The following is a 26,497-nucleotide window of genomic DNA, read 5'->3' as shown; positions in this document are numbered from 1 at the left end:
CTTAGCGCTTGAGCTTCTCCAGCAGCAGCGCCTCGGCCACGCAGACCCGCTCGAACATCTTGATGTCCAGGGACTCGTTGGGGCCGTGCGGGTTCGAGTACTGGTCCTCGACGCCCGTCACCAGGATCGCGGCCTCGGGGAACAGTTCCTGGAACGTGGCGATCATCGGGATCGAGCCGCCCACGCCGATCTCCACGGGCTCCGTGCCGTCCCAGGCCTCCGCGAACGCGGCGCGCGCGGCGTCGTAGGACGGGCCGGTCGCATCGATCGCGCACGGGTCGCCAAGGCCGCCTTCAGGAGTGACCGTGACCTCGGCGCCCCAGGGCGCGTTCGCCCGGAAGTGCTCCTGCACGGCCTTCAACGCGTTCGCGGCCGAGTCGCCCGCCGCGAGGCGGAACGAGACCTTCGCGCGTGCCTTCGGCTGCAGCGCGTTCGCCGACTCCGCCGCCCCCGGCGCGTCGATGCCCAGCACCGTCGCGGTCGGCTTCGACCACAGCCGCTCGGTGATGCGCCCGGTGCCGATGAACTCGGTGCCCGGCAGCATCCCCGCCTCGTGGCGCAAAGCCGCCTCGTCGTAGTCGAGGTCCGAGCTGCGGCCCGAGACCAGACCCGCGACCGCGACATCGCCGTTGTCGTCGTGCAAGGTGGCGACGAGCCGCGCCAGCGCCGTCAGCGCGTCGGGGATCGGCCCGCCGAACATCCCAGAGTGCACGGCGCCCTTGAGGACCGCGACCTCCAGGTACACGTTGATGACCCCGCGCAGGGTCGTGGTGAGCGCCGGGACCTCGGTGCGCCAGTTCTGCGAGTCGGCGATCACGACGACGTCGGCGGCCAGGAGGTCCTGGTGGTCGCGCAGCAGCCCTTCGAGGGTCGGCGAGCCGAACTCCTCCTCGCCCTCGATGAGGAGCTTCACGCCCACCGGCGGCTTCCCGCCGAACGCGCGCAGCGCGGCGACGTGCGCCATCACCCCGGCTTTGTCGTCGGCGACGCCGCGCCCGTACAGGCGCCCGTCCTTCTCGACCACCGTGAACGGGTCCGGCTGCTCCCACAGGCTCAGGTCCCCGACCGGCTGGACGTCCTGGTGGGCGTACAGCAGCACCGTCGGCTGCCCTGCGGGCGCGGGGAAGTGCGCGTACACGCTCGGCTGGCCCGCGCCGTGGGAGAGCTGCCGGACCTCGGCCGCACCGGCCTCCTCCAGCAGCCGCTGCACGGCGTCGGCACCCTGTCGGACCGGCTCGTGGTCGAGTCCTTCGAAGGCGATCGCCGGGATCGTGACGAGGGCCTCCAGATCGGCGCGCACGGCAGGCATGGCGGCGCGCACCGCATTCACTACATCGCTCATGAGGCGCAATCCTATGCCGGGTCTACACTCGGCGGCGTGATGCAGCGATACCGATTCGTCCTCGCTCCGCGCTGGCTCCTGCTGAGCCTGGCGGGCCTGGTCGTGATGGTCGTGTGCGTGCTCCTCTCCCAGTGGCAGTGGGGCAGGGCGGTCGAGCGCGCGGCCGCGAACGAGGTCATCGAGACCAGCCGCGACGCGGCGCCGCTCGACGAGACCCTGCCCGCCGGGGAGGGCCTGGACGCGGATGTGCGCTGGACCCTCGTGGAGGCCACCGGGGTCTACGACACCGAGCACGAGATCGTGCTGCGCGCCCAGACCAACAGCAGCCTCAACGGCTTCGAGATCGTCACGCCCCTGGTCCTCGCAGACGGCACCGCGATCCTCGTGGACCGCGGCTTCGTGCCGTCGGAGAACACCGGCAGCGTCCCCGATTTCCCGGCCGCGCCGTCCGGGGAAGTCACCGTGACCGGCCGCGTCTACGAGTACGAGGAGGCCAGCGGCGGGGTCAGCGAAGCGGACGGGCACCTCGAGTCGCGCCGCCTGAGCATCGACCTGCTCGGCCCGCACCTCGACTACGAGCTGCGCTCGGCGTGGATCGCCGACATCGAACCGGCCGAGGGGTTCACCGCGCTGGAGACGCCCTCCTTCAAGGACTGGCAGAACTACTCCTACGCGGTCCAGTGGGCCCTGTTCGCCGCGATGGTCCCGGTCGGCTGGGTCGTGCTGGCCCGCCGCGAGCGCAAAGACATGGATACAGAAGCGGCCCCCGGCTCGGAGCCGGAGGCCGCTGAGTCCGAGGCTGCTAGTCCCCGTACATGATCTCGCGTGACGGGGGTTTGAACTTGACCTCCTCGACGCCCTTCAAAGCGTCCCTGAAGATCTTCCCCACGGTCTCCTTCGAGGTCGTCGTGTTCGACTTGCCCACCGGGTTGAAGATGTAGTCCGGGTCGGCCATGAACGCCCCCACCGTCAGCTGCGGCGTGTAGCCCAGGAACCACGAGGCCCGGTTGTTGTCCGTCGTACCGGACTTGCCCGCGATGGGCCGCCCGGCCAGGACGCCCACCACCTTCGATGTGCCCCACGAACCGCACTGCGCGCCCTTGCGGGCGGTCTCGGTGACGCAGCGGCCCGCGTCGGTCGCGGCCCGCGCGACGTCCGCGTCCAGTTCCTGGTGGCAGCGCGGCGAGGCGGCGTCGAGCTCCTGGCCCTCGGGGTCGATGATGCGCATCGCCGGGATCGGCTCGCAGTACAGGCCTTCGGCGGCGAGCGTGTTGAACACGTTCGTCATCTCGATCGGCTGCACGTCCGAGACGCCGAGCGTGAACGGCCCCCAGCCCGAGCGGCGCTCCTCCGAGGCGTAGTACGCGTCGCCTTCGGAGCGCCACTGCAGGCCCATCCGCTCGGCCATCTCCACCGCCTTGTCGGCGCCGACGCGGTCGATGAGCTGCGCGAAGTACGTGTTCACCGACATCCCGAACCCGGACCACATGTCGCGGTTGCCGGCCATGGACGCCGAGCCGTTCTTGGGGCACCATCTGCCGCCGCAGGCCGTGGTCGCGGAGACGAAGCTCGTGGCGACCCGGTTGGGGGAGTAGATGTTGTAGTCGAGCGGATAGCCCGCGTCGAGCGCGGCGAGCATCGTGAAGATCTTGAACGTCGACCCGGCCTGGTAGCCGCCCTCGGCGCCGCCGCCGAGCACCGGGTTCACCGTGTTCGGGTAGTTGCCCTTGCGGTCGAACGACGGGTTGGAGTGCGGCCCGTTGTTCTTCTGGTCGTAGGAGAACGTGCGGTTCAGGCCGAGGGCCTTGATCCTGCCGGTGCCCGGCTCCATCACGACGGCGCCGTGCGCGAGCTTCGACTCCTCGCTCTTGGCGCTGTTGACGTGCTTGTTCGCCATCTTCTGCAGGTCGGGGTCGAGCGTGGTGATGACGGTGTACCCGCCTTGGCGCAGTTCCCGCTCGCGTTCGGCCGGGGTCGCCCCGAAGGCGTCCTGCTCGCGCCACCAGCGGCGGAAGTAATCGCAGAAGAACCCGAACTCGGTGGGCGTGCCGGTGACGCCGATGCACGAGTTCGGCGGGTCGGAGACGTCGAGCTCGATCGGCAGGCCGCGCACCTCGGTGGCGTCGCCCCGCGACAGGTAGTCGATGTCGACCATCCGGTCGAGCACCCAGTTGCGGCGGGCGAGGGCCTGCGTCTGGTCGGAGGTGATCGGGTCGTACGCGGACGGGGCCTGCACGAGCCCGGCGAGCGTGGCCGACTCCTGCAGGTTCAGGTCGGACGGGTGCTTGGAGAAGTAGACCTGCGCGGCGGCGAAGATCCCGTACGCGTTGTGCCCGAAGTAGGCCTGGTTGAGGTACCGCTCGAGGATCTGGTCCTTGGTGAGCTGCTCCTCTACTGCCATGGCGAGGCGGGCCTCGCGGAGCTTGCGGACGGCGGTCTGCTCGGTGGCGGCGATGACCTCGTCGATGGTCTCGGCGTTGAGCTGGAGCGCGCCGCGCACGTACTGCATGGTGATCGTGGAGGCGCCCTGCTCGACCCCGCCCGAGGAGTTGTTGGCGACGAAGGCGCGCGCGATGCCCCGGTAGTCGACGCCGTTGTGGCTGTAGAACCGCGAGTCCTCGGCGGAGACCATGGCCTGCTGCATGAGCGGCGAGACCTCGTCGAGCGTGACGTGGCGGCGGAACTCGTCGTAGAAGAGGCTGATGAGCGTCTCGCCGTCGGCCGCGTACACGTACGAGGTCAGCGGCGGGTCGGTCTCGGTGACGGCCACGGAGAGCGTGTCGATCGAGTCGAACCCGGCCTTCGCGCTCAGGCCCGCCATGGCGGCGAGCGGGAACACCAGTGCCGCGATCGCGAGCCCGGCGAGCAGGCTCGTGCGCAACAGGGCGTATACGCCTTCGGCGGATGGTCCGGGTTCGTCGCTCCCGTGTGCGGACAGTCCGGGCACACGGTGCGGGCGGGGTCGATCGCGCATATATCCAGCCTAGGGCACACGCATGGCCGCAAGGTGAAAAAACTCACGACCCCAGGCATTGCTTTCTTGAAGGCGCCGAATGTATTAGGTGCTCGCATAACTCTGTTCAGTCCCGCATCGCGGGTTTCGCGTAACAGGCTCGCAATCCGCCGGTTAGATGCCCGCGATGAAATCCGCATACGCTTGGCGAGTCTTAACTGGGAGTGCTGGAGGAGGCACACGTGTCGGTCTACGAGATCGGTCTGCGGCTGCAGGGCAAGTCGGTGCTCGTCGTCGGCGGCGGTTCCATCGCCGGGCGCCGGGTCCCCCGCCTGCTGGCCGCCGGCGCCCGCGTCCTGCTGGTCGCCCCCGAAGCCACCACCACGCTCTCGGACTACGCCGCCGCAGGCGAGATCCAGTGGGAGCGGCGCGAGTGGCGCTCGGGCGACGGCGACGACGCCTGGTTCGTCCTCGCCGCCACTGATTCGCCTGACGTGAACGCGGCCGTCGCCGCCGAGGCCGAGGCCCGCCGCACCTGGTGCGTGCGCGCCGACGACGCCCAGGCCTCCGACGCCTGGACCCTCGCGCACGCCGAGTTCGACGGCGTCTCCGTCGCGGTCTCCGCCTCCGGCGACCCCCGCCGCGCCGCCGCCGTCCGCGACGCCGTCGCCGCCGGGCTGCGCACCGGCGAGATCGAAGCGCCCCGCAACCGGACCGCCCGCCCCGCCGGTGTCGCCCTCGTGGGCGCCGGGCCGGGCGACGCCGACCTCATCACCCTCCGCGGGCTCGAACTGCTCCGCCAGGCCGAAGTGGTCGTCTCCGACCGCCTCGCCCCGCAGGAACTGCTCGACATGCTCGGCGAGGACGTCGAGATCGTCGACGCCGCGAAGCTCCCGTACGGCCGGCACACCACCCAGGAGCAGATCAACGCCGTCATGGTCGAACGCGCCCTCGAAGGCAAGTTCGTGGTGCGGCTCAAGGGCGGCGACGGGTTCGTCTTCGGCCGCGGCGCCGAAGAGCTCGACGCGTGCCTCGAGGCCGGGGTGCCCGTCGAGGTCGTCCCGGGCCTCTCCTCCTCCATCGCCGGACCGGCCGCCGCCGGGGTCCCCGTGACCGAGCGCGGCATCGTCCACGACTTCACCGTCGCCACCGGCCACGTGCCGCCCGGCCCGCAGAGCAAGGTCAACTGGCACGCGCTCGGCGCCGGGAACGGGACGGTCGTGCTGCTCATGGCCGTCAAGAACCGCGCCGCGATCGCCGAAGCGCTCATCGAGGGCGGCCGCGCACCCGAGACCCCGGTGCGCATCGTCGAGAACGCCACGACGAAGAACCAGACCGTCCGCCAATGCGCGCTCGCCGACCTCGGTGTCACCGAAGCGCACCACCCGTCCGTGATCGTCATCGGGGACGTCGCCGGGAGGGCCCGCGAACTGTAAGTTCTCGCAGGTAGAAGCCTGAATTGCGGCGGCGTCGGAGATTCATTCCGATGCCGCCGCAGTTTTACCTGATCCACCCTTTACAAGGTCGACCCCAGGCCGTAATATTCGTCCATCAACAGCGCAGCGATCGTTGCGCTAAACCACCGTGGTCACGTTCTGCACCACTGGTGTACTTCCATTCAAGCGGGTGTACCCCGCTGACCCTTATTGTCCTTTTTGGAGTGTGCATGCGCATTCGTGAGTTCTCTGCTGAGCTCGCTTCGCGGCTCAAAGTCGCCTATGCGGTCCGGAATGTCGACCTGACAACGCCCGGGCTGACCCTCGTCGACGGATGCGCGCCGCGACCCGGCCACATCCTCGTGGCGCGGGTCGACGCGATCGGCCACCACAACTGGCTTGAGCTCGGTACCGGCCGCAAGGCCGCGATCTACCCCGGAGACGAGATCCTCCTGGCGTTCGGCGAGCGTTACGCGCCCGACCAGTACGAGTCGCGCGTGCCCGAGGTCCTCGGCACGTCCGTCGACCTCGTCGCCGCTGGCGGCGTCGCGGGCGAGGTCCTCTCGCGCCACGGCGACATGCGCCCCCCGACCCGGCTGGAGCCCCTGGGCATCCTCGCCGACCGCGAAGGCGTCCCGATCGACCTGCGCCGCTACAGCGTGCTCGCGCCGTTCGGCCTCGGCGACCACCCGCCCGTGGTGTGCGTCGTCGGCACCTCCATGAACGCCGGGAAGTCCACCACCGCCGCCAGCGTGATCCGCGGCCTCTCGCGCGGCGGCCGCCGCGTCGCGGGCATCAAGATCACCGGGACCGGCGCCGGGGGCGACCCCTGGATGTTCCGCGACTCCGGCGCGGTCGTCGCCGCCGACTTCACCGACGGCGGCTACCCGACCACCGCGGGCATCCCGGTCCCCGAACTCGCCGAGCTCGCCCAGACGCTCTACCACCACGCCGCCGCGCACGACGTCGACGCCGTGGTCATGGAGATCGCCGACGGCATCCTCCAGGCCGAGACCTCCGCGCTCCTGGAGCACCCGCTCGTGCGCGAGCTCGTCGACGGCGTGGTCCTCGCCGCGGCCGACGCCGCCGGCGCCCGCTACGGCGCGCAGCACCTGCGCGGCCTCGGACTCCCGGTGATCGCCGCCTCCGGCAAGCTCACCCAGTCCCAGCTCGCGGTCCGCGAGGCCACGGCGGGCATGGACGCCCCGGTCTACACCCCCGGCGAACTCGCCGAGGCCCATGTGGCCCAGGAGATCCTGACGCTGGCAGGCGTCGCCCGCTCCCGCCGCGGAGGCATCCTCGAACTCGGCGAGGCCGCCTAGCGGACGGCGATGGATAGACAGGTGTCGGCGGCCCGCACGAGGTCGCCGAGAAAGCGAACACTGGCAGACGACGAAGGCGGTGCGCCCAGCGCACCGCCCCTTTGCGTTCTCAGGGCGTTTTCCTTGTCCCTACGTGCCGGTAACCTGACCGACTCAGGCCACTTTGGCCCACCCCGGACCGATACCTTCCTGTGACAATGGCAGCCTGGTCCTCATTGCGCCGATGAATTAGGCTCGGGTTCGTGTGCCGCCCCCGAGGCACCAGGGGCCCTTCTGGCGCTCGCGCCCCCACAACCCGGCATAGCTGACCCCGCAGAGGACTTCCCCCTTATGACCACTCGCAACGTCGACGCCCGACGCCTCAACGTCAAGGGCCTGCTCATCGCGGTAGGCCTGCCTGTGGTGCTCGTCGGCGCGCTCGTCGCCACCCTCCTCGGCACCGGCGCGTTCAGCCGCGACTCAGACCTCCAGGACGAGAGCCTGTGGCTGTGGACCACCCCGGCCGGGGAGATCGCCCGCGTCAACGGGCTCACCGCCGCCACCGACGTGCGGTTCCCCCTCACCGACGCCGCCGGGAACGAAGTCCAGATCGTCCAGACCGACTCGCACCTCCTCCTCCGCGAGATCGCCTCCGGCAAGGTCTCCGCGATCGACCTCTCCACCCTCGAACTCACCGGCGAGGCCGAGACGGCCCCGGGCGAAGGCGTGCGGCTCGCGCTCGCCGAAGAGGGCGCGTTCATCATCGACCAGACCCAGGGCCTGGTCAACCAGGTCGACCCGAGCACGCTCACCGCGATCGGCGACGCCCTGCAGTTCCCCGCCGGGCTCACCGGCGGCGCGTTCGACTCGACCGGGAAGCTCTGGGTCGGCGTCCCGCGCGAAGGCACGATCGTCCAGATCGAGCCGAAGGACCAGGGCGCGAAGACCGTTAAGACCGAGGTCGTGGCCGAGCCGCGCCAGGAGCTGGCGCTCACCGTCCTCGGTGACGGCGTGGCCGTGCTCAACTCGACCGCGAAGCAGATGACGACCCTCCGCGCGGACGGGCGCAAGTCGGTGACCGACGTCGAGCTCGCCGGACCGGCCGAGACCGCCGACACGAGCCCCGGCACCATCGCCTCGGTCACCGTGACCGACCCGCCGTCGGTCGTCACCGTCAACGACGAGCAGTCGAAGACCTTCGCCATCTCGGCCGCCGCGTCGAACCTCCTCGGCGCCTCCGTCGAGTTCCACCAGCGCATCTACGTCCCGGACGGCGCTTCGGGCCTCGTCTGGGTCTACGACCTCGACGGCAAGGAGCTCGACCGCATCGAGATCGACGCGGGCGGCGGCCCGGTCGAGCTGTACCACACCGGCGACACGCTCTTCGCCAACGCGGTCAACACGAACGCGGCCGTCGTCGTCTCCTCCGACGGCAACGCCCGCCAGGCCGAGAAGGACCGCGACGACATCCTCGGCGGCAACGTCCCGCCCGAGGACGAGGAAGCGAACGGCGACGAAGGCGACGAGGACGGCAACGACGAGACCGCTCCTCAGATCGGCCCGCCCGGCGCGGTCACCAACCTGCGCGGCACGGTCGGCGACCGCCTCATCAACCTCTCGTGGGACGCCGCGCCGAACAACGGCTCCGCGCTCACCAAGTACACGGTCGAAGGCGCGGGCCAGACCTGGGAGATCGCCCCGGACCAGCGCGTCCTGGAGATCGGCGACCTCGAGAACGGCACCCCGTACACCTTCACGGTGACCGCCCACAACGCCGAGGGCCAGGGCGACAGCGCCACCTCGCCGTCGATCATTCCCTCGGCTGAAGTGCCCGACCCGGTCGGCAGCGTCGAGGCCACCGCCAACAACGACGGCACCGTCACCGTGAAGTGGGACGAGGCCAACGGCCAGGGCAACGACGTCAGCGGCTACCAGGTCGAGGCCATCGGCCCCGAGGGGTCGCAGATCGTGGTCGGCCAGTCCGACACGACCACGTTCACCGTTCCCGAAGGGACCCTTGACTACGGCACCCAGTACGTCTTCCAGGTGACGACCCTCGCCGGAGCGGCCGCTTCGTCGCCCTCGGCGCCGTCGAACTCGGTGACCCCGTTCAACGTGCCCGACGCGCCGACGAACCCGCTCGCCGAGACCGCCACGGACGCGGCCGGATCGATCGACGTGACCTGGGAGCAGCCCTCCAACAACGGCCGCGACATCACCGGCTACATCGTCAGGGCCGGGGACCAGACCGTCGAGGTCGCCGGGAACACCACCGCCACCCGCGTCTCGGGCTTCAGCGACGGCGAGCAGGTCAACGTCTCCGTGGTGGCCGTGAACGAGGCGGGCGAGTCCGAACCGGCCACGACCACGTCCAACACGATGGTCGCCCCGCAGATCACGCTCACCGGCAACTCGAGCACCACGAGCCTGATGACCGTCGACTTCACCTACGACGACGGCGGCGGCCAGGCCACCTGCGAGCTCTACCGGTCCACCGCGACCGCCCCGGAGGTCACCGAGACCTGCGACGGGTCGATGACCACCGACCCGCACTACGCCTCCACCGACCACGACCTCAGGATCGAGATCACCAACGCGGTCGGCACGGCCGCCTCCGACACGGTCACGGTCCGCACCCAGGACATCTGGGGCGAGGTGTACTTCGGCTGCTCGGAGATGGACACCGCGTACTGCAACGAGTCGAACTCCAGCGGCGGCGGCGCCGACGGCGTCTCGATCCGCAGCGCCGCCTCGGGCGGCAGCCACCTCGGCTACGGCAACACCGGCGACCGCTTCACCGCGCTCTGCACGACTACCGGGACCAATATCGTCCCGCGCGGCCAGGAGTCCGACGGCTACCACGACTACCACCCGAACAAGAACGAGACGAACATCTGGGTCCGGATCAACTACGGCAACAACGACAAGGCCTATATCTCCTTCGCCTGGTTCAACATCGACGGCGAAGGCAAGAACTCCGTTGGCGCACTGCGCGACTGCGGATAAGAGCAGAAAGATGACGCATGCACGACACCTCGCAGACCCACCCGCTGCAAGTGCCTAGGCGCCTGCAGCAGCCGGTCCAGCTGGGCGCCGCGCAGGCCGAGCAGTTCGCCGCGACCTTCGAGGCGCTGGCCTCAGCGGTCGACACGATCGTGCTCGGCAAGCCCGAGGTCGTGCGCCTGGCGCTCACGGCCATGTTCGCGCAGGGCCACATCCTGCTCGAAGACGTGCCCGGCACCGGCAAGACCACCATGGCCCGCACCATCGCGGCGGCCGTGAACGGCCAGTGGCGGCGCATCCAGTTCACGCCGGACCTCCTGCCCTCCGACGTCTCGGGCGTGACGATCTTCAACCAGGGCAGCGGGGCCTTCGAGTTCCACCCCGGCCCGGTCTTCGCGAACATCGTGATCGCCGACGAGATCAACCGGGCCAGCCCGAAGACCCAGTCCGCCCTCCTCGAAGTGATGGAGGAAGGCCGGGTCACCGTGGACGGCAACCCGCACCAGGTGCCGCAGCCGTTCCTCGTGGTCGCCACCCAGAACCCCGTCGAGATGGACGGCACCTACCGCCTCCCCGAGGCCCAGCTCGACCGCTTCCTCGTGAAGCTCTCGGTCGGCTACCCGGTGGAGGCCGCCGAGATCGAGGTCCTGCGCGGCACGCACCAGCGCAGCCCCGAGCACCTGAGCCCCGTGGTCGACACCGACACGGTCGCGCAGATGGCGGACATGGCGAAGCACGTCTACATCGCCGAGCCGCTGTACGCGTACCTCGTGCAGCTCGCGAACGCGACCCGGAACCACCCGCAGGTCGCCGTGGGCGTCAGCCCGCGCGGTCTCATCGCGTTGACCAGGGCCGCAAGCGTGTTCGCGCTCTCGCAGGGCCGCACGTACATCATCCCCGAGGACGTGAAGGCCCTCGCCGGACCGGTGTTCGCGCACCGCATCCAGCTCGCGCCCGACGCTGCCATGCGCGGCACGACCGGCGCCCAGATCGTCGCGGACGCCTTCGACCAGGTCCCCGTGCCGCTGCCGGCCTCGGCGGCATGAGCGAGTCCGGTCGGGCCGCCGGCGCCGGACCGGGCGAGGCCGACAAGTCCATTTTGACTGGTCAGAGCCGTGCGAAGCGGTTCGCGAACCTCGCGCTCGCCGTCCCTGTCACCAGTCGCGGTGTCGCCCTTGCGATCGCGGCCGCCGGGCTGCTCGCCGCCGGTTGGATCTGGGGTTACCCGGAGTTCGCGACGATCGGCGCGGCCGCCGCGCTCGCGTGCGTCGCCGCCGGTTCGGTGATCGCCGCGAAGCCGCGCCTCGAAGTCGAACGCCAGGTCACCCCCGACCGGGTCTCGGTGGGGGACAACGCCAACGTCCACTTGAACGTGCGCAACGCCGCGCGCTGGCGTTCCGTCAACGCCCGCGCCGTCGACGCCTTCGGTGGTACCGGCCTCGAAACCCGCCGCGTCGCCGTCCCGCTCGCGCGCCTGCGCCCGGGCAAGAGCGCCGGGGCGAGCTACCCGATCCGCGCGGACCGGCGCGGCGTGATCGACGCCGGGCCGCTCAGCATCGGCAAACGCGACCTCCTCGGCCTCGCCGCGACCGCCGGGAACTTCGGCGGGACCGCCCGCCTCTGGATCCACCCGCGCCTGCACCAGCTCGGCCGCACCCCCGACGGCCTCGCCCGCTCCCTCGAAGGCACCGCCGACAAGGTCGAGCAGGGCTCGCTCACCTTCCACGCCTTGCGCGAGTACGTGATCGGCGACGAGCTGCGCCACGTCCACTGGCGCACCTCCGCGCGCATCGGCAAGCTCATGGTGAAGGAGCACCTCGACACCTCGCTCCCCACCGTCGCCATCGCCATCGACGACCGTGCCGAAAGCTGGCCCACTGCACCCAAGCCGGGCTCGCAAGCGTCCCCCGGTGGCCCCTTCGAGGCCGCCTGCGAGGCCGCCTACTCGATCCTCACCGCCTGCTTCCGCGCCGAGTACCACGCCGCGCTCGTGCCCGCCTCCGGCGCGGTCGTCTCCGGCGCCGGGCGCGACTCCTACGGCGACCTCCTCGCCGAACTCCACCCGAACGCCTCGGATTCCCTGGGCGCGTACGTCTCCCGCCTCACCGCCGCCCGCTACGGCGACACCCTCGTGTGGATCACCGGGACCGAGCCGCCCACCGACCGCCTCGCGGTCCTCAAACGCGCCTACCCCACCGTGATCGCCGTGCACCTCGCGGACGGCCTCGCGGCCTCCGCGTCGCTCGCCGGGGGCGTGCCCACGATCCGCGCCGCCGACGGCGAGCAGTTCGCCGCGGCCTGGAACAACGGCGGCACCCGGCTGTGAGCACCAGAAACGCAAGACGCACCCGCTACCGCCTCCGCGTCGCCGCCGTCGCCGCCTGCCTCACCCTCATGTGCCTGGTCGCGGGCACCGTCGCCGCCCGCGTCTACCACGGCCAGCTGCTGCTGATCCTGGTCGCGGGGGCCGCGTTCGGCGCCTTCGCGATCGGCTTCGCGCTCCGCAACAAGCCGTCGTTCCTCGCCCCCGGCGCCTCCGCCGCCGGCCTGGCCGCGTACCTTCTCGCCGCGATCTGGTTCACCAGCCCCGGCACCGACCCGCTCGGCGTGACGATCGTGGACGCGCTCGTCAACGCCGTGCCGCGCACACTGACCGCGCTCATCCCCGTCGAACCCGTGCCGGACACCGTGATCGTCCCGGTCTTCCTGACCTGGCTCGCCGCCACGCTCTCGTGCGAGTTCGCGATCCGCTACGGCCGCACGCTCCTCGGCTGCCTCCCGCCGACCCTCCTGTACGCCGCCGGGCTGTACCTCGTCGGCCCGAACGCCGAGACCGCCCCGCTGTACGCGATCGTGTTCTGCGTCCTCGCCGCCGCCGCGCTGGCGGTGACCGCCGCGCCGCCCGAGCGCAGGCCCGACAGCGATGCCACTGTCGACGGGCAGCCGCCGTCGCGCACCCCTGCCCTCATGGGCGCCGTCATCACGACCACCGTGCTGCTCGCGGCCGTCGCGGTCCTCGGTCCGGCCGCCGCGCGGCTGGTCACCTCCAGCCCCGGCGACCCGCGCGAGTACGTGGAGCCGCCGCAGCTCACCGACATCGACCTCAACCCGCTCGTGCGCATCGCCGAGTGGGCCAAGTACCCCGAGCAGGAGCTGTTCAAGGCCGACACGAGCGCCGACGCGTGGATGCGCCTGGCTGTGCTCACCGAGTACGACGGCACGACCTGGCAGGCCACGGGCGATTTCCGCACCGCGGGCACCGTGGTCCCGGGCGCGGGCGAGGCGACCTACTCGGCCGACGTCGAGATCATCGAGCTCGGCGGGAAGCTCGTGCCCGCCGCGGCCGACCCCGCGAGCGTCACCGATCTGCCGATCGCCGTGAACCTCTACACGAAATGCCTGCTCACCCCGGACGGCCTCGCTACGGGCACGAGCTTCCACGTCGACTCCGCGCTCGTCGCGAACGACCCGGCCGGGGCCGAGTCGGCCCGCCCGGACCTCTCCGACATCACCACGGTGGCAGTCCCGCCCGGGACCCCGGAGATCATGGCGACGATCGCCGAGTACATCAACGCCACCTACGACACGCCTTACGAACGGGCCCAAGGGCTCGCGGACTTCCTCTCCCAGCACTACGCGTTCGACGCCGAGGCGCCGTCCGGGCACGACCTGCCCGCGCTCGGGTTCTTCCTCGCCAGCCCCGTGACCGCGGGCGGCCAGCGCGGCACGAGCGAGCATTTCGCGGCCGCGTACGCGGTGATCGGCCGCCTGGTCGGGCTGCCGACGCGCGTTGTGGTCGGGTTCGACGTGCCGTCGGGTGCGAGCACGGTGACGGCGGCGCAGGGCCAGGCGTGGCCGGAGGTCGCGTTCGACGGGCCCGGGTGGGTGCGGTTCGATCCGATGCCGGCCGCGGGGGTCGCCCCGGTCCCGCCGGAGGACACCCTCGAGAAGATGGAGGAGGAGACGCCGAGCCCGGAGGAGGCCGAGGGCGGCGGCGGTGAGGCCGAGGACTTCAACGACGAGGCGCTGGAGCAGGACGGCGACTTCAACGACCAGGCCGGGCAGGAGGACGCGGGGATTCCGCGCTGGGTCTGGTACGCGGCCGGTGCGCTGCTGCTCGCGTGCGTCCCCTTGGTGTTCAAGGCGCGCCGGGCGCTGCGGCGCAGGCGCAGGCTGCGGAAGGGCACTCCGGCGGAGCGGGTCGCGGGGGCCTGGGCGGAGGTGCTGGCGGAGGCCGCGCGGGCGGGCGTGAAGGTTCCCGGTCATGCGAACGCGGAAGAGGCCGCAGTGCGGCTTTCGGCGCTGAAGGCCGACATCGGTGCTTTGCCGCGTCTGGTGAACGCGGCGGCTTTCGCCCCGGGAGCGGTCTCGGAGGCCGACGCGGATGCTGCTACGGCATTGGTCGCACCTTTCTCACGGACAATTCGGCATCAAGTGAAATGGGTGAGACGTTTCCTCACTTAACTTGTGGCCGTTACGAGTTGTTATGACCGTCGAAATTTGATCAAGGCCGGGGCGATCCCACTCAGTGGCGTAGACCTGGCAGACTGTGACGTATGGAGAACCCCTTCTTCTCTGTCCGTTTCCGCGGATACGACCGGGCCCAAGTCGATCGCGCCGTGGCCCGGATCAGAAGAGCGACCGAGGCCGGCGCGCCTCCGCACCCCGACTCCCTCACCGATCTCGGCTTCCAGCTCACGATGCGCGGGTACGACACCAAGGAGGTCGACGAGTACTTCACCGAGGTCGCGAGATCCCTTCGGGGCGGCTAGTCTGGTGGCGTGACCGCGCAGGACCCGTACCAACCTCACATGCAGCCGCCGCCTCCCCAGGCGCCGCCCGCCCCGCCGGTCCACGGCTACGCGCAGCCGCAGTACCCGCACCCCTATCCGATGCAACCCGCGCACCCCATGCAGCCCGTCTGGCAGCCGATGGCAGTCCCCGCACCTGCCATGGTCGACGGTTTCTATCTCACGCTTCCCCGGCTCAAACCGATCCCCTCGGGTCCGGCCGTCGGCTCGCTGGTGGCCGGGATCGCGGGCATCAGCGGCGCGATCCCGGGGCTGATCAGCGCGATCTTCAGCCCGTGGGCCGGTCTCACGTTCTTCATGTCCGCGGCGCTGTTCGGCATCGGCTCGGTCTCCCTGGCCGTGTACGCGAAGCGCCAGATCCGGGCCGCGCAGGGCGGCGTCTCGGGCAAGGGCGTGGCGACCTCGGGCCTGATCCTGGGCCTGATCGCCTGCGGGCTCGCGGTGCTCACCGGCCTGATCGCCCTGGCGACCGCTTAAGCATTACGAAACGGCGGCCCTCCCGGAACCGGGAGGGCCGCCGTTCTCGTTGTCTAGCAGTAGGTGTTGAGGGCGGACTGGATCGCGGTCTTCTCGGCCGAGTTCACGGAGAGGCCGTAGAGGTACTTGACGTGGGTCCAGGCCTTGACGTAGTCGCAGCGCACCGAGGTGTTCGGCGGCAGCCACTCGGCGGGGTCCTTGTCGCCCTTCGAGGAGTTGATCGAGGTGGTGGCGATCCACAGCTGCGGCGAGTTGATGTCGTTGGCGAAGGCCTGGCGCTGCGAGGTCGTCCACGAGCTGGCACCGGAGGCCCAGGCCTCGGAGAGGGCCACGACGTGGTCGATGGTGGCGTTGGAGACCGAGGTGGTCCAGACGTTGTCGAAGTCGGACTGCCAGTTGCCGGAGGTGGGCTGGCAGCCGTCGGAGGTGACGATGTTCTGGCCGTCGCGCTTGAGGATGTACTGGCGGGCGGTGCAGCCGCCGGAGCCGCTCACGGACTTCCAGTGCGGGAAGAGGTCGCGGTCGTAGGTGTCGCCGTTGGCCTCGGCGCGGACGGTGAGCGCGTTGAGCTCGGACTGCGCGGTGGAGAGCGAGGGGATGCCCGGGGGCCGCACTGCGGCGGCGGGGGCGGTGTCGAGGACGAGCAGGGTGATGACGGCCAGCGAAGCGGCCGTCGCGAAGGCGACGGCACGCTTCAAGGCGCGTTTGACTGCATGCATGGGAGCTCCAGATGGGGGAGTGACCGGCGGTTGCGATGGGGACGGTCGGAGCGGCGCACGTGAATGCGTCAATCTCCTGGGAATCATCGAATCATGGGATGTCCAGTCCGTGCAAGGGGTGAAACCATCTTTTACCTCCCGGACACTCCAAACTTACGAAACCATCCCGATGCGGACATCTGGCGAACCGGCGCCCGCGCCCCGGAAGTCCGTTTCCGCGCGCGGCCAAATGGGTACGATCGCGGCATGACGATCAGCGGCACCGAATCCCGTCTCGACGGCCTCGCCCTCACCCACCTCCCCGAAGGCCTCGGCACGCCCTCCGACTTCGTGACCGAGTGGGAGGGCGTCGACTGCACGCAGCGCGTCTGGGAGACCGAGATCGGGCCCGACACCTGGCGCGTCGACCTCCAGGTCCAGGTCATGCGCGCGCCCCGCCTCAAAGACCTCAAGGCGCTCAGGGAGTTCCTGGTCGAATACCACGAGCGGGGCGACGACTGGAACCCGAGCGACTTCGGCGACGACGGCTTCGAGAGCGAGCACGAGATCGCCCGCCTCATCGAGCCCGGCCTCGCCGTCGAGGTGCGCGACCCCTTCGGGCGCAAGGGCTCCGAAGCGGTCGAGGCCGTCGCCAAGGGCATCCGCTACCCCGAATGACCTGCCGGTTAGCGCGCGCAAGTCACATTCCGTACGCGGCACTTCCGCATTAGGTTAGGCTCCCCTATGCTCTAGGGCGTGCCCTTCCCCGCCGCCCGCTTGCGCCCCGCCCGGACCGCACGCGGGCGCGCGCACTCGGCGAAGCTTGCGAGCCGAAAAAGGACGCTCAGCATTGCTGTCTCGGCGATCGCCTTGGGCCTCATCGTGATCGCCTCCCTCGCGCTCGGCGCCCGCGACCTCAGCCTCACCGAACTCTGGGGCGGCCTCACCCGCACTGACCCCATCGCGGCCGCCGTCGTCTGGGAGCAGCGCGTCCCCCGCACCGCCGTCGGCCTCCTCGCCGGGGCCGGACTCGCCGTCGCCGGGGTCCTCATGCAGACCCTCACCCGCAACCCCCTCGCCGACCCGCGCATCTTCGGCGTCGCCGCAGGCGCCAGCCTTGGCGTCGTCATCGGCCTGAGCGTCCTGGGCCTCACCGGCATCGGCCAGTACGTGTGGCTCGGCATCGCCGGAGCGCTCCTCGCCGGACTCGTCGGCTACGCCGTCTCCACCGTCGCGACCCGCAACACCGGCGGCGGCACGGCCACTTACGCCCTCTGCGGCGCCGCCCTCGACGCCAGCCTCTCCGCGATGGTCTACGCCGTGCTCGCCACCGACGTGCACTCCTTCGACCAGTACCGCTTCTGGGCCGTCGGCTCACTCGCCGGACGCGGCGCCGACGTCGCCTGGGGCATGGCCCCGTTCCTCTTGGGCGGCATCGCACTCGCGCTCCTCGCCGCCCGCGGCCTCGACGGCCTCCAACTCGGCGCCGAAGCCGCCGCCGGACTCGGCCACCGCGTCGGCCTCACCCGCGCCGCCGCCGCTTCCACGGTCGCTCTCCTGACGGGCGCGGCAGTCGCAGCCGCCGGACCCATCGGCTTCATCGGCCTCGCCATCCCGCACCTCGCCCGCTGGGCCGTCGGCGCGGCCCACCGCAGCCAGATCGCGCTGAGCCTCATGCTCGGACCCTGCATGCTCCTGACCGCCGACGTCATCGGCCGCCTCATCGTCCCCGGCGAAGCCCCCGCAGGGATCATCTGCGCCGTGATCGGCGCACCGCTCCTGATCGCCCTGGTACGCAAGGCTAGACAAATTTACGGCTCGCAAGCTTCGCCGAGGGGACGGTGACGGCATGACGCAGCTCCAACTCCCCGGCCGCACCGTCCTCCGCTCCGGCGCCCTCTCCGTCACCGTCCACCGCCGCAGCGCCGCCGTCTCGGCCCTCCTCCTCATCGCCCTCCTCGGCGCCGTCACCGCCGCACTCTGCCTGGGCGACACCTACATCACCTTCGCCGACACGCTCGCCACCCTCACCGGCGAAACCGGGTACGACCGCACGATCGAGATCCTCCGCCTACCCCGCACCGTCCTCGCCGTCACCGCCGGTGCGGCCCTCGGCATCGCGGGCGCCCTCATCCAGTCCGTCGCCCGCAACCCCCTCGCCAGCCCCGACATCATCGGCGTCACCGCCGGAGCCGGGCTCGCCGCCACCTTCGCCCTCACCGCCGGACTCTCCTACGCGCTCCTCGCCCCCGCCGCCCTCACCGGCGGCCTCGCCGCCGCCGCGATCGTCCTCCTCATTGCCAACCGCGGCTCGCTCTCCGCGCCCCGCTTCGTCCTCGCGGGCGTCGCCGTCGCCGTACTCCTCAAATCCGGCACCCAGATCCTCCTGCTGGCCGCCGACGCCATCGACGCCCAGCGCGCCCAGATCTGGCTCATCGGCACCCTCGCCGGACGCGGCTGGAACGAGACCGCGTTCCTCGCCGCCTTCCTCCTCCTCGCCCTCCCCGCCCTCGTCTGGGCCCAGCGCGCCCTCGACACCACCGACCTCGACGACCCCACCGCCACCGGCATCGGCGTCCGCGTCACCGGCCAGCGCCTCGGCCTCGCCGTCCTCGGCGTCGTCCTCGCCTCCGCCGCCGTCGCCCAGGTCGGCGCCGTCGAGTTCGTGGCCCTCGCCGCACCCCAGATCGCCCGCCGCCTCGCCCGCACCTCCCGCCCGCCCCTCCTCGCCTCCGCCCTCACCGGCGCGGTCCTCCTCGTCCTCGCGGACTGGCTGGGCCGCACCGCGTTCGGCGACTACCAGATGCCCGCAGGAGTCCTCACCGCCGCACTCGGCGGCGCCTACCTCATCTACCTCCTGCTCACGAAAGGAACCCGAAATGAGAAGAGCACTCCTGGCCGCCGGCCTCGCTTCGGCCTGCGCGGTCGCGCTGGCCGCGTGCGGGACCTCTGACCCCGCCGCCGAACGCAACGAGGCCGAAGGCGAGACCCGCACGATCGAGCACGCGATGGGCTCGACCGAGATCCCCGCCGACCCGCAGCGGGTCGTCGTCCTCGACACCGACAAGATCGACACCGCGCTCTCGCTCGGGGTCACCCCGGTCGGTGCGGCCCGCGCGAGCGAGACCGAACTGCCCGGCTACCTCGGCGACCTCTCCGGAGTCACCGTGGTCGGCACCACCGCCGAACCCGACCTCGAGGCGATCGAGGCCCTCGAACCCGACCTGATCCTCGGCTCGAAGTTCCGCCAGGAGGCGTTCTACGACGAGCTGAACGCGATCGCCCCGACCGTGTTCACCGAGCTGGTCGGCGTCACCTGGAAGGAGAACTTCCTCCTCGACGGCGACGCGCTCGGCAAGGGCGAGGAGGCGAAGCAGCTCCTCGCCGACTACGAGACCCGCGCCGCCGACTTCGGCGCGTCCCTCGGCGACGCGGTCGCCACCGAGGTGAGCATCGTGCGGTTCATGCCCGACCAGATCCGGGTCTACGGCCCGGACTCGTTCTCGGGCATCGTCGTCGGCGACACGGGCCTGGCTCGCCCCGAGCTGCAGCTGCTGGCCGACGCCGAGGACAAGCGCTTCGGCGAGGTCTCGGCGGAGGAGCTCGACTCGGTGGGCGGCGACGTGGTCTTCTACTGCGCGTACGGCACCGACGGCGAGGCGATGCTCGCCGACTACACCGGCGGCGAACTGTGGCAGTCGATCCCGGCCGTCCAGGGCGGCAAGGCCTACAACGTGGACGACGAGGTCTGGATGACCGGCATCGGCGTCACCGCCGCCGGGATGATCCTCGACGACCTGGAGCAGTACCTCGCGGCCTGAACCGCCGCAACCTGAAACGGGCCGCCTCCGGGCGGCCCGTGCTGCGTCCCGGCCCGTCGTTCCTCCTTGCGACCTGCCCTGTCCCTTATGCTCACTGGACCGATCGGACAAAAGCGACTCTTCTAGCTTCGCGTCTCGGTATCTCCAGTTTTCCAGCGATCACGCAGGGACTTTCACAGTGAAGACTTTTGCCAGACTGGCGGCGGCGTTCGCCGTCGTCGCCGCAGGGACCCTCTTCGGGACTCCGGCGGCGGCGCAGACCACAGGGTGCGGGTACGGCTCGGGCGGCGATTACGCCAACACGATCTGCTGGATCGACATGACCGGCTTCGACCAGGCCACCGCCATGAGCGCGGCCGGGCAGCCGATGACGATCGAGCTGACCCCCGACTACACGATGTCGTTCACGTTCAAGGTCGTGCCGGGAACGAACGGGTACCGCGTCCTCAAGCCGACCGCGTTCCCCACGTACAACAAAGCTCCCATCGGCAACACCGTCTACACCGGCACCCCCGGCAAGCCCGCGCTGTACCAGCAGGTCGACGCCGGTACGGGTGCTTCGGGCGACCTCGGCACGCTCACCATCGAGGACCTGGTCGTCACCGGCCCGTCCGGGACCGCCGTCGACGGTTACGGCATCGTCATGGCCGACGCCGAGACCACCAACCGCCTTGAGGGCCTGACGTTCTCGTCGGACAAGCCCATCGAGGAGCTGACCCGTGCGACCATGCCCGACGCGCAGCCCGCGTGCGGCGGCGAGCTCACCGGCATCGGCACGACCTCGGTCACCTGCAAGGGCAACACCGCCGGGGGCCTCCCGGTCGACGAGATCGTCCTCTACTCGGTCGCACCCACCACCGCGACGATCGGCTTCCTCGACCGCACCGCGAACGCCGTGCAGGGCGTCGCGTTCGGCATCCTCACCGCGAAGGTCGGCATGACCAAGGCCGTCGAGGACAGGACCGATGCCGCCGACTCGTTCGGCATCTCCATCGTGGACGAATCGGACGACCTCATCGGCGAGGCCTCCACGGGCGGCGGCGACTCCGCGACGGTCGACCCCCAGACGGTCCTCGCGGCCCTCGGCGGGCGCGACTACACCCTCGCCGAGACCGCCGAAGGCGGCACCGACCTCTCGACCTACACCCAGGCCTGGTCGTGCACGAACAACGGTGCGGCCGACCCGTCCCTGCCCTCCGGCGACGGCACGTCCCAGGTCGTGAAGGTCAAAGTCGGCGACGACATCGAATGCACCGTCACCAACACCGGCACGCCCCCGGGCCCGGACCCGAGCGCCTCCGAGGACCCGTCCGACCCCGGAACCTCGGGAGCCTCCCCGTCCCCTGACACGGCGCTCCCGGTGACCGGCGGCTCCGGCATGCTCTACGCCGCCCTCGGCGCGGTCGCCCTCGTCGCAGCGATGATCGGCTGGCTCATGATCCGCCGGTCCCGCAAAGCCGCAACCGAATGGCCGAGCGTCTAGGGACCCAAGCGAAAGGGGAGGCCGGCCCGCGGGCCGGCCTCCCCTTTCCGCGCTCCCGAATCAGAACAGCGGATCGGACTCCTCGGTTCGCCTGGCCCGCACCGCCGCGACCATGACCGCGCCCGCTCCGAGGAGGAACACGGCGGCCGTGAGCGCGGTATAGAAGCTCAGGCCGGTGCGGGGCAGGCCGGCTCCGGCCGGTGCGCCGCCGTCCGGACGGTCGGCCGGGTCCTGGCCGGGGTCATCGCCCGGATCGGTCCCCGGGCCTCCTGGTTCGTCGGCTCCCGGGCCCCCGGGTTCGCCGGGATCAGGGCCTCCGGGTTCCTCGGGATCAGGACTGCCGGGCGCGGGGGCGCCGACGATCGGGCCGCCCGGGTCACCCGGGTCGTCGGGGTCGTCGGACTTGACCAGTGCGAAGTCGGCGACCGCGTCGCCGCAGGTCTCGGTGTTGGACACGGTCTTCTCGTCCTCGCCGACGACCTCGTAGCCGGCCGGGGCGGTGATCTTCACCGTGTGCGTACCGGACGGCAGGTTGCCGACGCTGTACAAGCCCTCGTCGCCGGTCGTGGTCGTCTGCGGCGCCTCGCCCTCCGGCGTGACGGTGACCTGCACGTCATCCATCGCTTCGCCGTCAGGACCGGTCACCTTCCCCACGACCGCGGTGGGCCGGGAGTACATGAAGTCGACATCGTCCACATCGGCGTCCGCTACGGTCACGCTCCTCGTCAGCGGACCCTCCGCCGAGTGGCCCGCGGGCACATCGGCCTCAACCGTGTAGTCGCCGTCCTCGAGCCCTTCGAACATGTAGCCGCCGCCCGCGTCGGTGACCGTGGAAAGGGTGCTGCCGTCGGGCATGGTGAGCGTGACCGTCACACCGGAGACCGCTTCGCCGCAGGCCTCCGCGAACCCGAAGATGGCAGGCAGCGGTTTCAGCAGGAAGTCCTGCCCGGTGATCGGCTCGGTCTGCCCGCTCGTCACGGTCACCGGCCGCTCCTCGACCCCCTCGTAGTCGTAGCCCGCGGGTTTCTCGATCACGATGACGTGGTCCCCGGCCGGGACGTCGTCGAACAGGTAGTTGCCGTCCGAGTCGGTGACCGTGGTGACGGTGGAGCCGTCCTCGAGCCGCAGCGTCACGGAGACGCCGCCGAGGTTGTTGCCGAAGGTGTTGGAGACGTTGCCGCCCACCGAGGTCGGCACGACGTCCCGGATCTGGAAGTCCGCCGCGGCGGCAGGGCAGGAGCTCAGGTCCACCTGCTGGCGCTTCACACCGTCTGCGATCTTCCCGTCCAGCGGGACGACCTCGACGGTGTACTGGCCGCCGATCATGTAGTTCGCGAACGTGTAAGTCCCGTCGTCCCCGGTGGTGGTCGAGTCGACCAGGTGCCCTTCCCAGTCGATGATGTTGACCTTCGTGTTCGCGGACGGGGCGCCGGAGTCGGTCACGGTCCCCGTCACGTCGCAGCCGGTCGAGGCGAACCAGGTCTGGTAGACGGGGAACCCGGCGCGGCGGGTGAAGACGAACGTGAGCGTCTTGACCGGCACCGTCGGCTCGAACCAGCCGCTCGCGCCGTCGGTGTCCGAGGCGGCGTCGTTGCCGGTGAGCGTCTGCGTCCCGGCGTTCCAGGTCGGCTGGTCGGCGGGGTTCCGGGTGCAGGACGGCCCCCCGGCCGAGGAGGCGCTGCAGTAGTTGAACGCGCCTTGGAACCCGAGCTCGGCGGCGGTGAGGGTCGCGCCGTCGGGTCCCTTGGCGACGATGTGGACCTGGTCGGCGTCGATGTCGCCCAAGGCGAACGCCCAGCCGCCCGGCGGCACCGCCCGGTCGAAGGAGTAGTCGGTGTACGAGGGCGAGTCGGCCCGGTCGGCCTGGGGCCGCAGGTTCACGTACGGCTGGTTCCTGGACGTCCCGTACTTCGCGCCGATCGGAGTCCCGGCCGAGAGCCAGTTGGACTGGCCGGAGACGACCCCGACACCGCCGCCGCGCGAGTCCGTGTTCATGTCGGCGATGACGGACGGACCGGTCGCGAAGGTCATCGCGGTGTGGTAGTCGCCGGAGCTGCCGCCGAAGGCCTCCCACGTACTCCACGCCCCGCTCGCCTGCGCCTGGGCGGCCCGTTCGAACACGAAGCCGCCCGACACCAGCGCGAGGAGCGCGCACAGCAGCGCCACACAGGCCCTTGTAGACAATCGCAAGGCACACATGCCGGAAGCCTAAGGCAAAACCGCCACAATACTGCCCGAACAACCCAGTGTGCCAGAATTTCCCGAAACGACCCCGGACCGACAAGTGCCGACGTCGGCGAGGGCTGCGGCCGATCCGCCCTGCCGCGGTTCCCGCCGACCATGCGCCGCATACTCAGGGCCATCGCGGCCGGTCTGCCGGCATTGCGTTCCGAATAGCAACAGAGCCCCAGCTGTGCTGAGGCTCTGAATTGCATATCTAACTGGTACGCCCGAGCGGATTCGAACCGCCGTTTCCGCCTTGAGAGGGCGGCGTCCTAGGCCCCTGGACGACGGGCGCTTGCCTTTGCCTCCGCGGCTTGCCGCGGCAACGACGACAACTTTACACGGGACTCAGGGGGGTTCCGCAACCGGGATACTCGTTGTGACGCGGCCTACCTTGCGGGTGCCGGGAACGGGCGCGGGCCGGGTCGGCGCCGACACCTTTTCAGGTGAACCCCCGTGGCGCCGGACCTCGGCCCGCCGAGCGACTGTAACGCGGTCGGCCGCCCGGCGGCGGCCGATCCTACTGGTTGGCGGTCCCGCCCTGGCCGGTGATCTCGTCGAGCCAGGCGGCGTCCACGCCGTCGTGGTAGTTCACGAGCTTCGCGGTGTATGCGGTGTCGCCGACCTTCGCGGTGACGCTGGCGATGACGCCGACCGTGGTCACGCAGACCTCGTAGGCGCCCACGCTCGAGTCCTCGGCGCCCTGGACGTCGACGCAGTCGGCCAGTTCGCCCGCGAGCGTCGTGTTGGAGAACACGGTCGAGGCCGAGGTGTCGGCGGCGGTCTCCGAGAGCCACGCGGCCACGGTCGCCTCGGCGGGCAGGATGCCGTCGAGCTCCCGGCCCAGCCACACGTCGAGTTCGGCGGCGTCCTCGCCCGCCCACAGGCTGGGCCGGTCGCCGACGACGACGGCGGCGGTCCCGGCTTCGAGGTCGACCGCGACGAGCACGGACTCCTCCGAGCCCTCGATGAGGTACTCCGCGGTGTAGGCGGGCCGGTCGCCTTCGGCGAGTCGGCCGCTCAGCTCGGTGAGCGCGGCCTGGTCCTCCGAGGCCGATTTGCCGCCCTCGGCGCCGACCGAGCATCCGGCCAGGGCCATGAGCGCCGCCGCGCCCAGTACAGCGCAGCGCCGCAGGGGGTTCTGCAAGATCATGGGGCTCCACTTCCATTGCGCCAGGCGAGGGGGACCGCCGCTGCGCGTGTCCAATGGCTCGCAAGCATCGCCGAGCGCGGCATCCGGGGGGCACGCCTAGCACAGGTGTCTGATCTGAGATAGGACTCCACCCTATAGCGGTGCGTCCACGACCTATGTAACACGAGCGTCCGCGTTGCGGGCAACACCAATTCGCGTCACGCGGCCCCGTCCACTCGGCCTTTTACCGGCTCGGAGCCATCGGCAAGTCACGCGGGGCGTATCCTCAGGAGCTGTGGCCGACGCAGTGTCGGGTCGGCCGAAATCCTTCGGACACGGCCCCGTAATCGGGTCGATCGTCAGATTCGGCTATTTCAGGAGTGACAGTGGCTGCAATTGAAGACATCCGGGCCAGGGAGATCCTCGACTCGCGCGGCAACCCCACCGTAGAGGTCGAGGTGCTGCTGGAGGACGACACGCTCCAGCGTGCGGCGGTCCCGTCCGGCGCCTCCACCGGCGCGTTCGAGGCCATCGAGCTGCGCGACGGCGACAAGAACCGCTACCTCGGCAAGGGCGTCGAGAAGGCCGTCGACAACGTCAACGGCCCGATCCGCGACGCCCTCATCGGCATCGAGGCCTCCGAGCAGCGCCTCGTCGACCAGGCCCTGCTGGACGCCGACGGCACCCCCGACAAGTCCAACCTCGGCGCGAACGCCATCCTCGGCGCCTCCCTCGCCGTCGCCAAGGCCGCCGCGGACTCCGCCGAGCTGCCCCTCTACCGCTACATCGGCGGCCCGAACGCGCACCTCCTGCCGGTGCCGATGATGAACATCCTCAACGGCGGCTCCCACGCGGACTCCAACGTCGACGTGCAGGAGTTCATGATCGCCCCGATCGGCGCCCCCACCTTCAAGGAGGCCCTGCGCTGGGGCGCGGAGATCTACCACGCGCTCAAGTCCGTCCTCAAGGAGCGCGGCCTCTCCACCGGTCTCGGCGACGAGGGCGGGTTCGCCCCGAACCTCGAGTCCAACCGCGCCGCCCTCGACCTCATCTCGGTCGCGATCGAGAAGGCCGGCTACAAGCTCGGCACCGACATCGCCTTCGCGATGGACGTGGCCGCCACCGAGTTCTACACCGACGGCGCCTACCTCTTCGAGGGCCAGAAGAAGACCGGCGAGGAGATGAGCGCCTACTACGAGGAGCTCATCGCCGCCTACCCGTTCGTGTCCATCGAGGACCCCCTCTCCGAGGACGACTGGGCCGGCTGGTCCGCGCTCACCGCGGCCGTCGGCTCCCGCCTGCAGATCGTCGGCGACGACCTGTTCGTGACCAACCCCGAGCGCATCCGCCGCGGCATCGACGAGCAGGCCGCCAACGGCCTCCTCGTCAAGGTGAACCAGATCGGCTCGCTCACCGAGACCACCGACGCCGTCGACATGGCCCACCGCGCGGGCTTCGGCTGCATGATGAGCCACCGCTCCGGTGAGACCGAGGACACCACGATCGCCGACCTGGCCGTCGCGATGGCCTGCGGCCAGATCAAGACCGGCGCCCCGGCCCGCTCGGACCGCGTCGCCAAGTACAACCAGCTCCTCCGCATCGAAGAGGACCTGGGCGACGCCGCCCGCTACGCCGGCGCTTCGGCCTTCCCGAAGTTCGGCAAGTAGAACCGTAGACCGGCGAACCTGAAGGCAGGCTGAAGCCGGTCAGCGGAAACGCAGACGAAGGCGCCCGACTCCCCAGCGAGCCGGGCGCCTTCGCGCATCCCGTGCCGCAGCGGGCGAACCCGTCCGGGCACTTCCCGATCGACTAGGCTG

20 protein-coding genes and 1 tRNA gene are annotated in these 26,497 nt (G+C 70.6%); 15 read left to right on the top strand and 6 right to left on the bottom strand.

The window, feature by feature from the left end; genetic code table 11:
• Position 1: 1 nt before the first annotated feature.
• The gene (locus tag ACZ60M_RS12885; protein WP_465417632.1) at positions 2–1,342 is read right to left on the bottom strand and encodes a M20/M25/M40 family metallo-hydrolase; all 1,341 of its coding nucleotides are present in this window, start codon (positions 1,340–1,342) and stop codon (positions 2–4) included.
• Positions 1,343–1,381: 39 nt separating this feature from the next.
• On the opposite strand from ACZ60M_RS12885, the gene ACZ60M_RS12880 reads away from it, so the two are divergent.
• Positions 1,382–2,161: an SURF1 family cytochrome oxidase biogenesis protein gene (locus ACZ60M_RS12880; RefSeq protein ID WP_465417747.1), complete on the top strand. Its 780-nt coding sequence runs from the start codon at positions 1,382–1,384 to the stop codon at positions 2,159–2,161.
• Here ACZ60M_RS12880 and ACZ60M_RS12875 read toward each other — a convergent pair.
• Positions 2,145–4,223 (bottom strand): transglycosylase domain-containing protein, encoded by a 2,079-nt coding sequence (locus tag ACZ60M_RS12875; RefSeq protein ID WP_465417630.1) that lies wholly within the window; start codon positions 4,221–4,223, stop codon positions 2,145–2,147. The two genes, ACZ60M_RS12880 and ACZ60M_RS12875, sit on opposite strands and share 17 nt — an antisense overlap.
• Before the next feature lie 314 nt (positions 4,224–4,537).
• Here ACZ60M_RS12875 and cobA point away from each other — a divergent pair, with 314 nt between their 5' ends.
• The 8 genes from cobA to ACZ60M_RS12835 all read left to right on the top strand — a co-directional run bounded on the left by cobA (position 4,538) and on the right by ACZ60M_RS12835 (position 15,323).
• Positions 4,538–5,731, top strand: coding sequence for a uroporphyrinogen-III C-methyltransferase (gene cobA / locus ACZ60M_RS12870; protein WP_465417628.1), 1,194 nt, complete (start codon positions 4,538–4,540; stop codon positions 5,729–5,731).
• A gap of 230 nt (positions 5,732–5,961) precedes the next feature.
• The gene (locus tag ACZ60M_RS12865) at positions 5,962–7,053 is read left to right on the top strand and encodes a DUF1611 domain-containing protein (RefSeq protein ID WP_465417626.1); all 1,092 of its coding nucleotides are present in this window, start codon (positions 5,962–5,964) and stop codon (positions 7,051–7,053) included.
• A gap of 330 nt (positions 7,054–7,383) precedes the next feature.
• Complete coding sequence (locus tag ACZ60M_RS12860) at positions 7,384–10,038, top strand: fibronectin type III domain-containing protein (RefSeq protein ID WP_465417624.1); 2,655 nt, start codon at positions 7,384–7,386, stop codon at positions 10,036–10,038.
• A gap of 17 nt (positions 10,039–10,055) precedes the next feature.
• On the top strand, positions 10,056–11,081 hold the full coding sequence (locus tag ACZ60M_RS12855) for an AAA family ATPase (protein ID WP_465417622.1): 1,026 nt from the start codon (positions 10,056–10,058) through the stop codon (positions 11,079–11,081).
• Positions 11,078–12,361, top strand: coding sequence for a DUF58 domain-containing protein (locus ACZ60M_RS12850; RefSeq protein ID WP_465417620.1), 1,284 nt, complete (start codon positions 11,078–11,080; stop codon positions 12,359–12,361). The genes ACZ60M_RS12855 and ACZ60M_RS12850 overlap by 4 nt, the downstream gene beginning before the upstream one ends.
• Positions 12,358–14,499, top strand: a complete 2,142-nt coding sequence (locus ACZ60M_RS12845; protein WP_465417618.1) for a transglutaminase-like domain-containing protein — start codon at positions 12,358–12,360, stop codon at positions 14,497–14,499. Before ACZ60M_RS12850 ends, ACZ60M_RS12845 begins: the two co-directional genes overlap by 4 nt.
• A gap of 92 nt (positions 14,500–14,591) precedes the next feature.
• Positions 14,592–14,807 carry a DivIVA domain-containing protein gene (locus tag ACZ60M_RS12840; RefSeq protein ID WP_465417616.1) on the top strand — a complete coding sequence of 72 codons (216 nt, stop codon included), beginning with the start codon at positions 14,592–14,594 and terminating at the stop codon, positions 14,805–14,807.
• Positions 14,808–14,816: 9 nt separating this feature from the next.
• A complete protein-coding gene (locus tag ACZ60M_RS12835) occupies positions 14,817–15,323 on the top strand; it encodes a DUF4190 domain-containing protein (RefSeq protein WP_465417614.1) in 507 nt (168 codons plus the stop codon).
• A gap of 53 nt (positions 15,324–15,376) precedes the next feature.
• On the opposite strand, the gene ACZ60M_RS12830 is transcribed toward ACZ60M_RS12835, so the two are convergent.
• Positions 15,377–16,042, bottom strand: coding sequence for an HNH endonuclease family protein (locus tag ACZ60M_RS12830; RefSeq protein WP_465417612.1), 666 nt, complete (start codon positions 16,040–16,042; stop codon positions 15,377–15,379).
• A 246-nt stretch (positions 16,043–16,288) separates the two neighbouring features.
• On the opposite strand from ACZ60M_RS12830, the gene ACZ60M_RS12825 reads away from it, so the two are divergent.
• The 5 genes from ACZ60M_RS12825 (at position 16,289) to ACZ60M_RS12805 (ending at position 21,325) form a co-directional block, all read left to right on the top strand.
• A complete protein-coding gene (locus tag ACZ60M_RS12825) occupies positions 16,289–16,699 on the top strand; it encodes a hypothetical protein (RefSeq protein ID WP_465417610.1) in 411 nt (136 codons plus the stop codon).
• 78 nt (positions 16,700–16,777) lie between these two features.
• Entirely contained in the window at positions 16,778–17,866 is a 1,089-nt protein-coding gene (locus ACZ60M_RS12820; RefSeq protein WP_465417608.1) for a FecCD family ABC transporter permease, read from the top strand.
• 4 nt (positions 17,867–17,870) lie between these two features.
• Positions 17,871–18,974, top strand: a complete 1,104-nt coding sequence (locus ACZ60M_RS12815; RefSeq protein ID WP_465417606.1) for a FecCD family ABC transporter permease — start codon at positions 17,871–17,873, stop codon at positions 18,972–18,974.
• Positions 18,901–19,842, top strand: coding sequence for an ABC transporter substrate-binding protein (locus ACZ60M_RS12810; protein ID WP_465417605.1), 942 nt, complete (start codon positions 18,901–18,903; stop codon positions 19,840–19,842). Before ACZ60M_RS12815 ends, ACZ60M_RS12810 begins: the two co-directional genes overlap by 74 nt.
• A gap of 178 nt (positions 19,843–20,020) precedes the next feature.
• Positions 20,021–21,325 (top strand): CshA/CshB family fibrillar adhesin-related protein, encoded by a 1,305-nt coding sequence (locus ACZ60M_RS12805; protein ID WP_465417603.1) that lies wholly within the window; start codon positions 20,021–20,023, stop codon positions 21,323–21,325.
• A 60-nt stretch (positions 21,326–21,385) separates the two neighbouring features.
• On the opposite strand, the gene ACZ60M_RS12800 is transcribed toward ACZ60M_RS12805, so the two are convergent.
• The 3 genes from ACZ60M_RS12800 to ACZ60M_RS12790 all read right to left on the bottom strand — a co-directional run bounded on the left by ACZ60M_RS12800 (position 21,386) and on the right by ACZ60M_RS12790 (position 24,701).
• Positions 21,386–23,524, bottom strand: coding sequence for an MSCRAMM family protein (locus tag ACZ60M_RS12800; protein ID WP_465417601.1), 2,139 nt, complete (start codon positions 23,522–23,524; stop codon positions 21,386–21,388).
• A 243-nt stretch (positions 23,525–23,767) separates the two neighbouring features.
• Positions 23,768–23,843 (bottom strand) — tRNA-Glu (locus ACZ60M_RS12795).
• Positions 23,844–24,068: 225 nt separating this feature from the next.
• Positions 24,069–24,701, bottom strand: a complete 633-nt coding sequence (locus tag ACZ60M_RS12790) for a hypothetical protein (RefSeq protein WP_465417599.1) — start codon at positions 24,699–24,701, stop codon at positions 24,069–24,071.
• Between the two features lie 365 nt (positions 24,702–25,066).
• Between ACZ60M_RS12790 and eno the strand changes: the two genes are divergently transcribed.
• Positions 25,067–26,347 carry a phosphopyruvate hydratase gene (gene eno, locus ACZ60M_RS12785; RefSeq protein WP_465417597.1) on the top strand — a complete coding sequence of 427 codons (1,281 nt, stop codon included), beginning with the start codon at positions 25,067–25,069 and terminating at the stop codon, positions 26,345–26,347.
• The last annotated feature ends 150 nt before the right edge of the window (positions 26,348–26,497 follow it).

Source organism: Glycomyces sp. NPDC050141, from assembly GCF_055586545.1.
The sequence above is the reverse complement of the archived record's forward strand: the minus strand, read 5'-3'. Positions and strand labels throughout refer to the sequence as shown.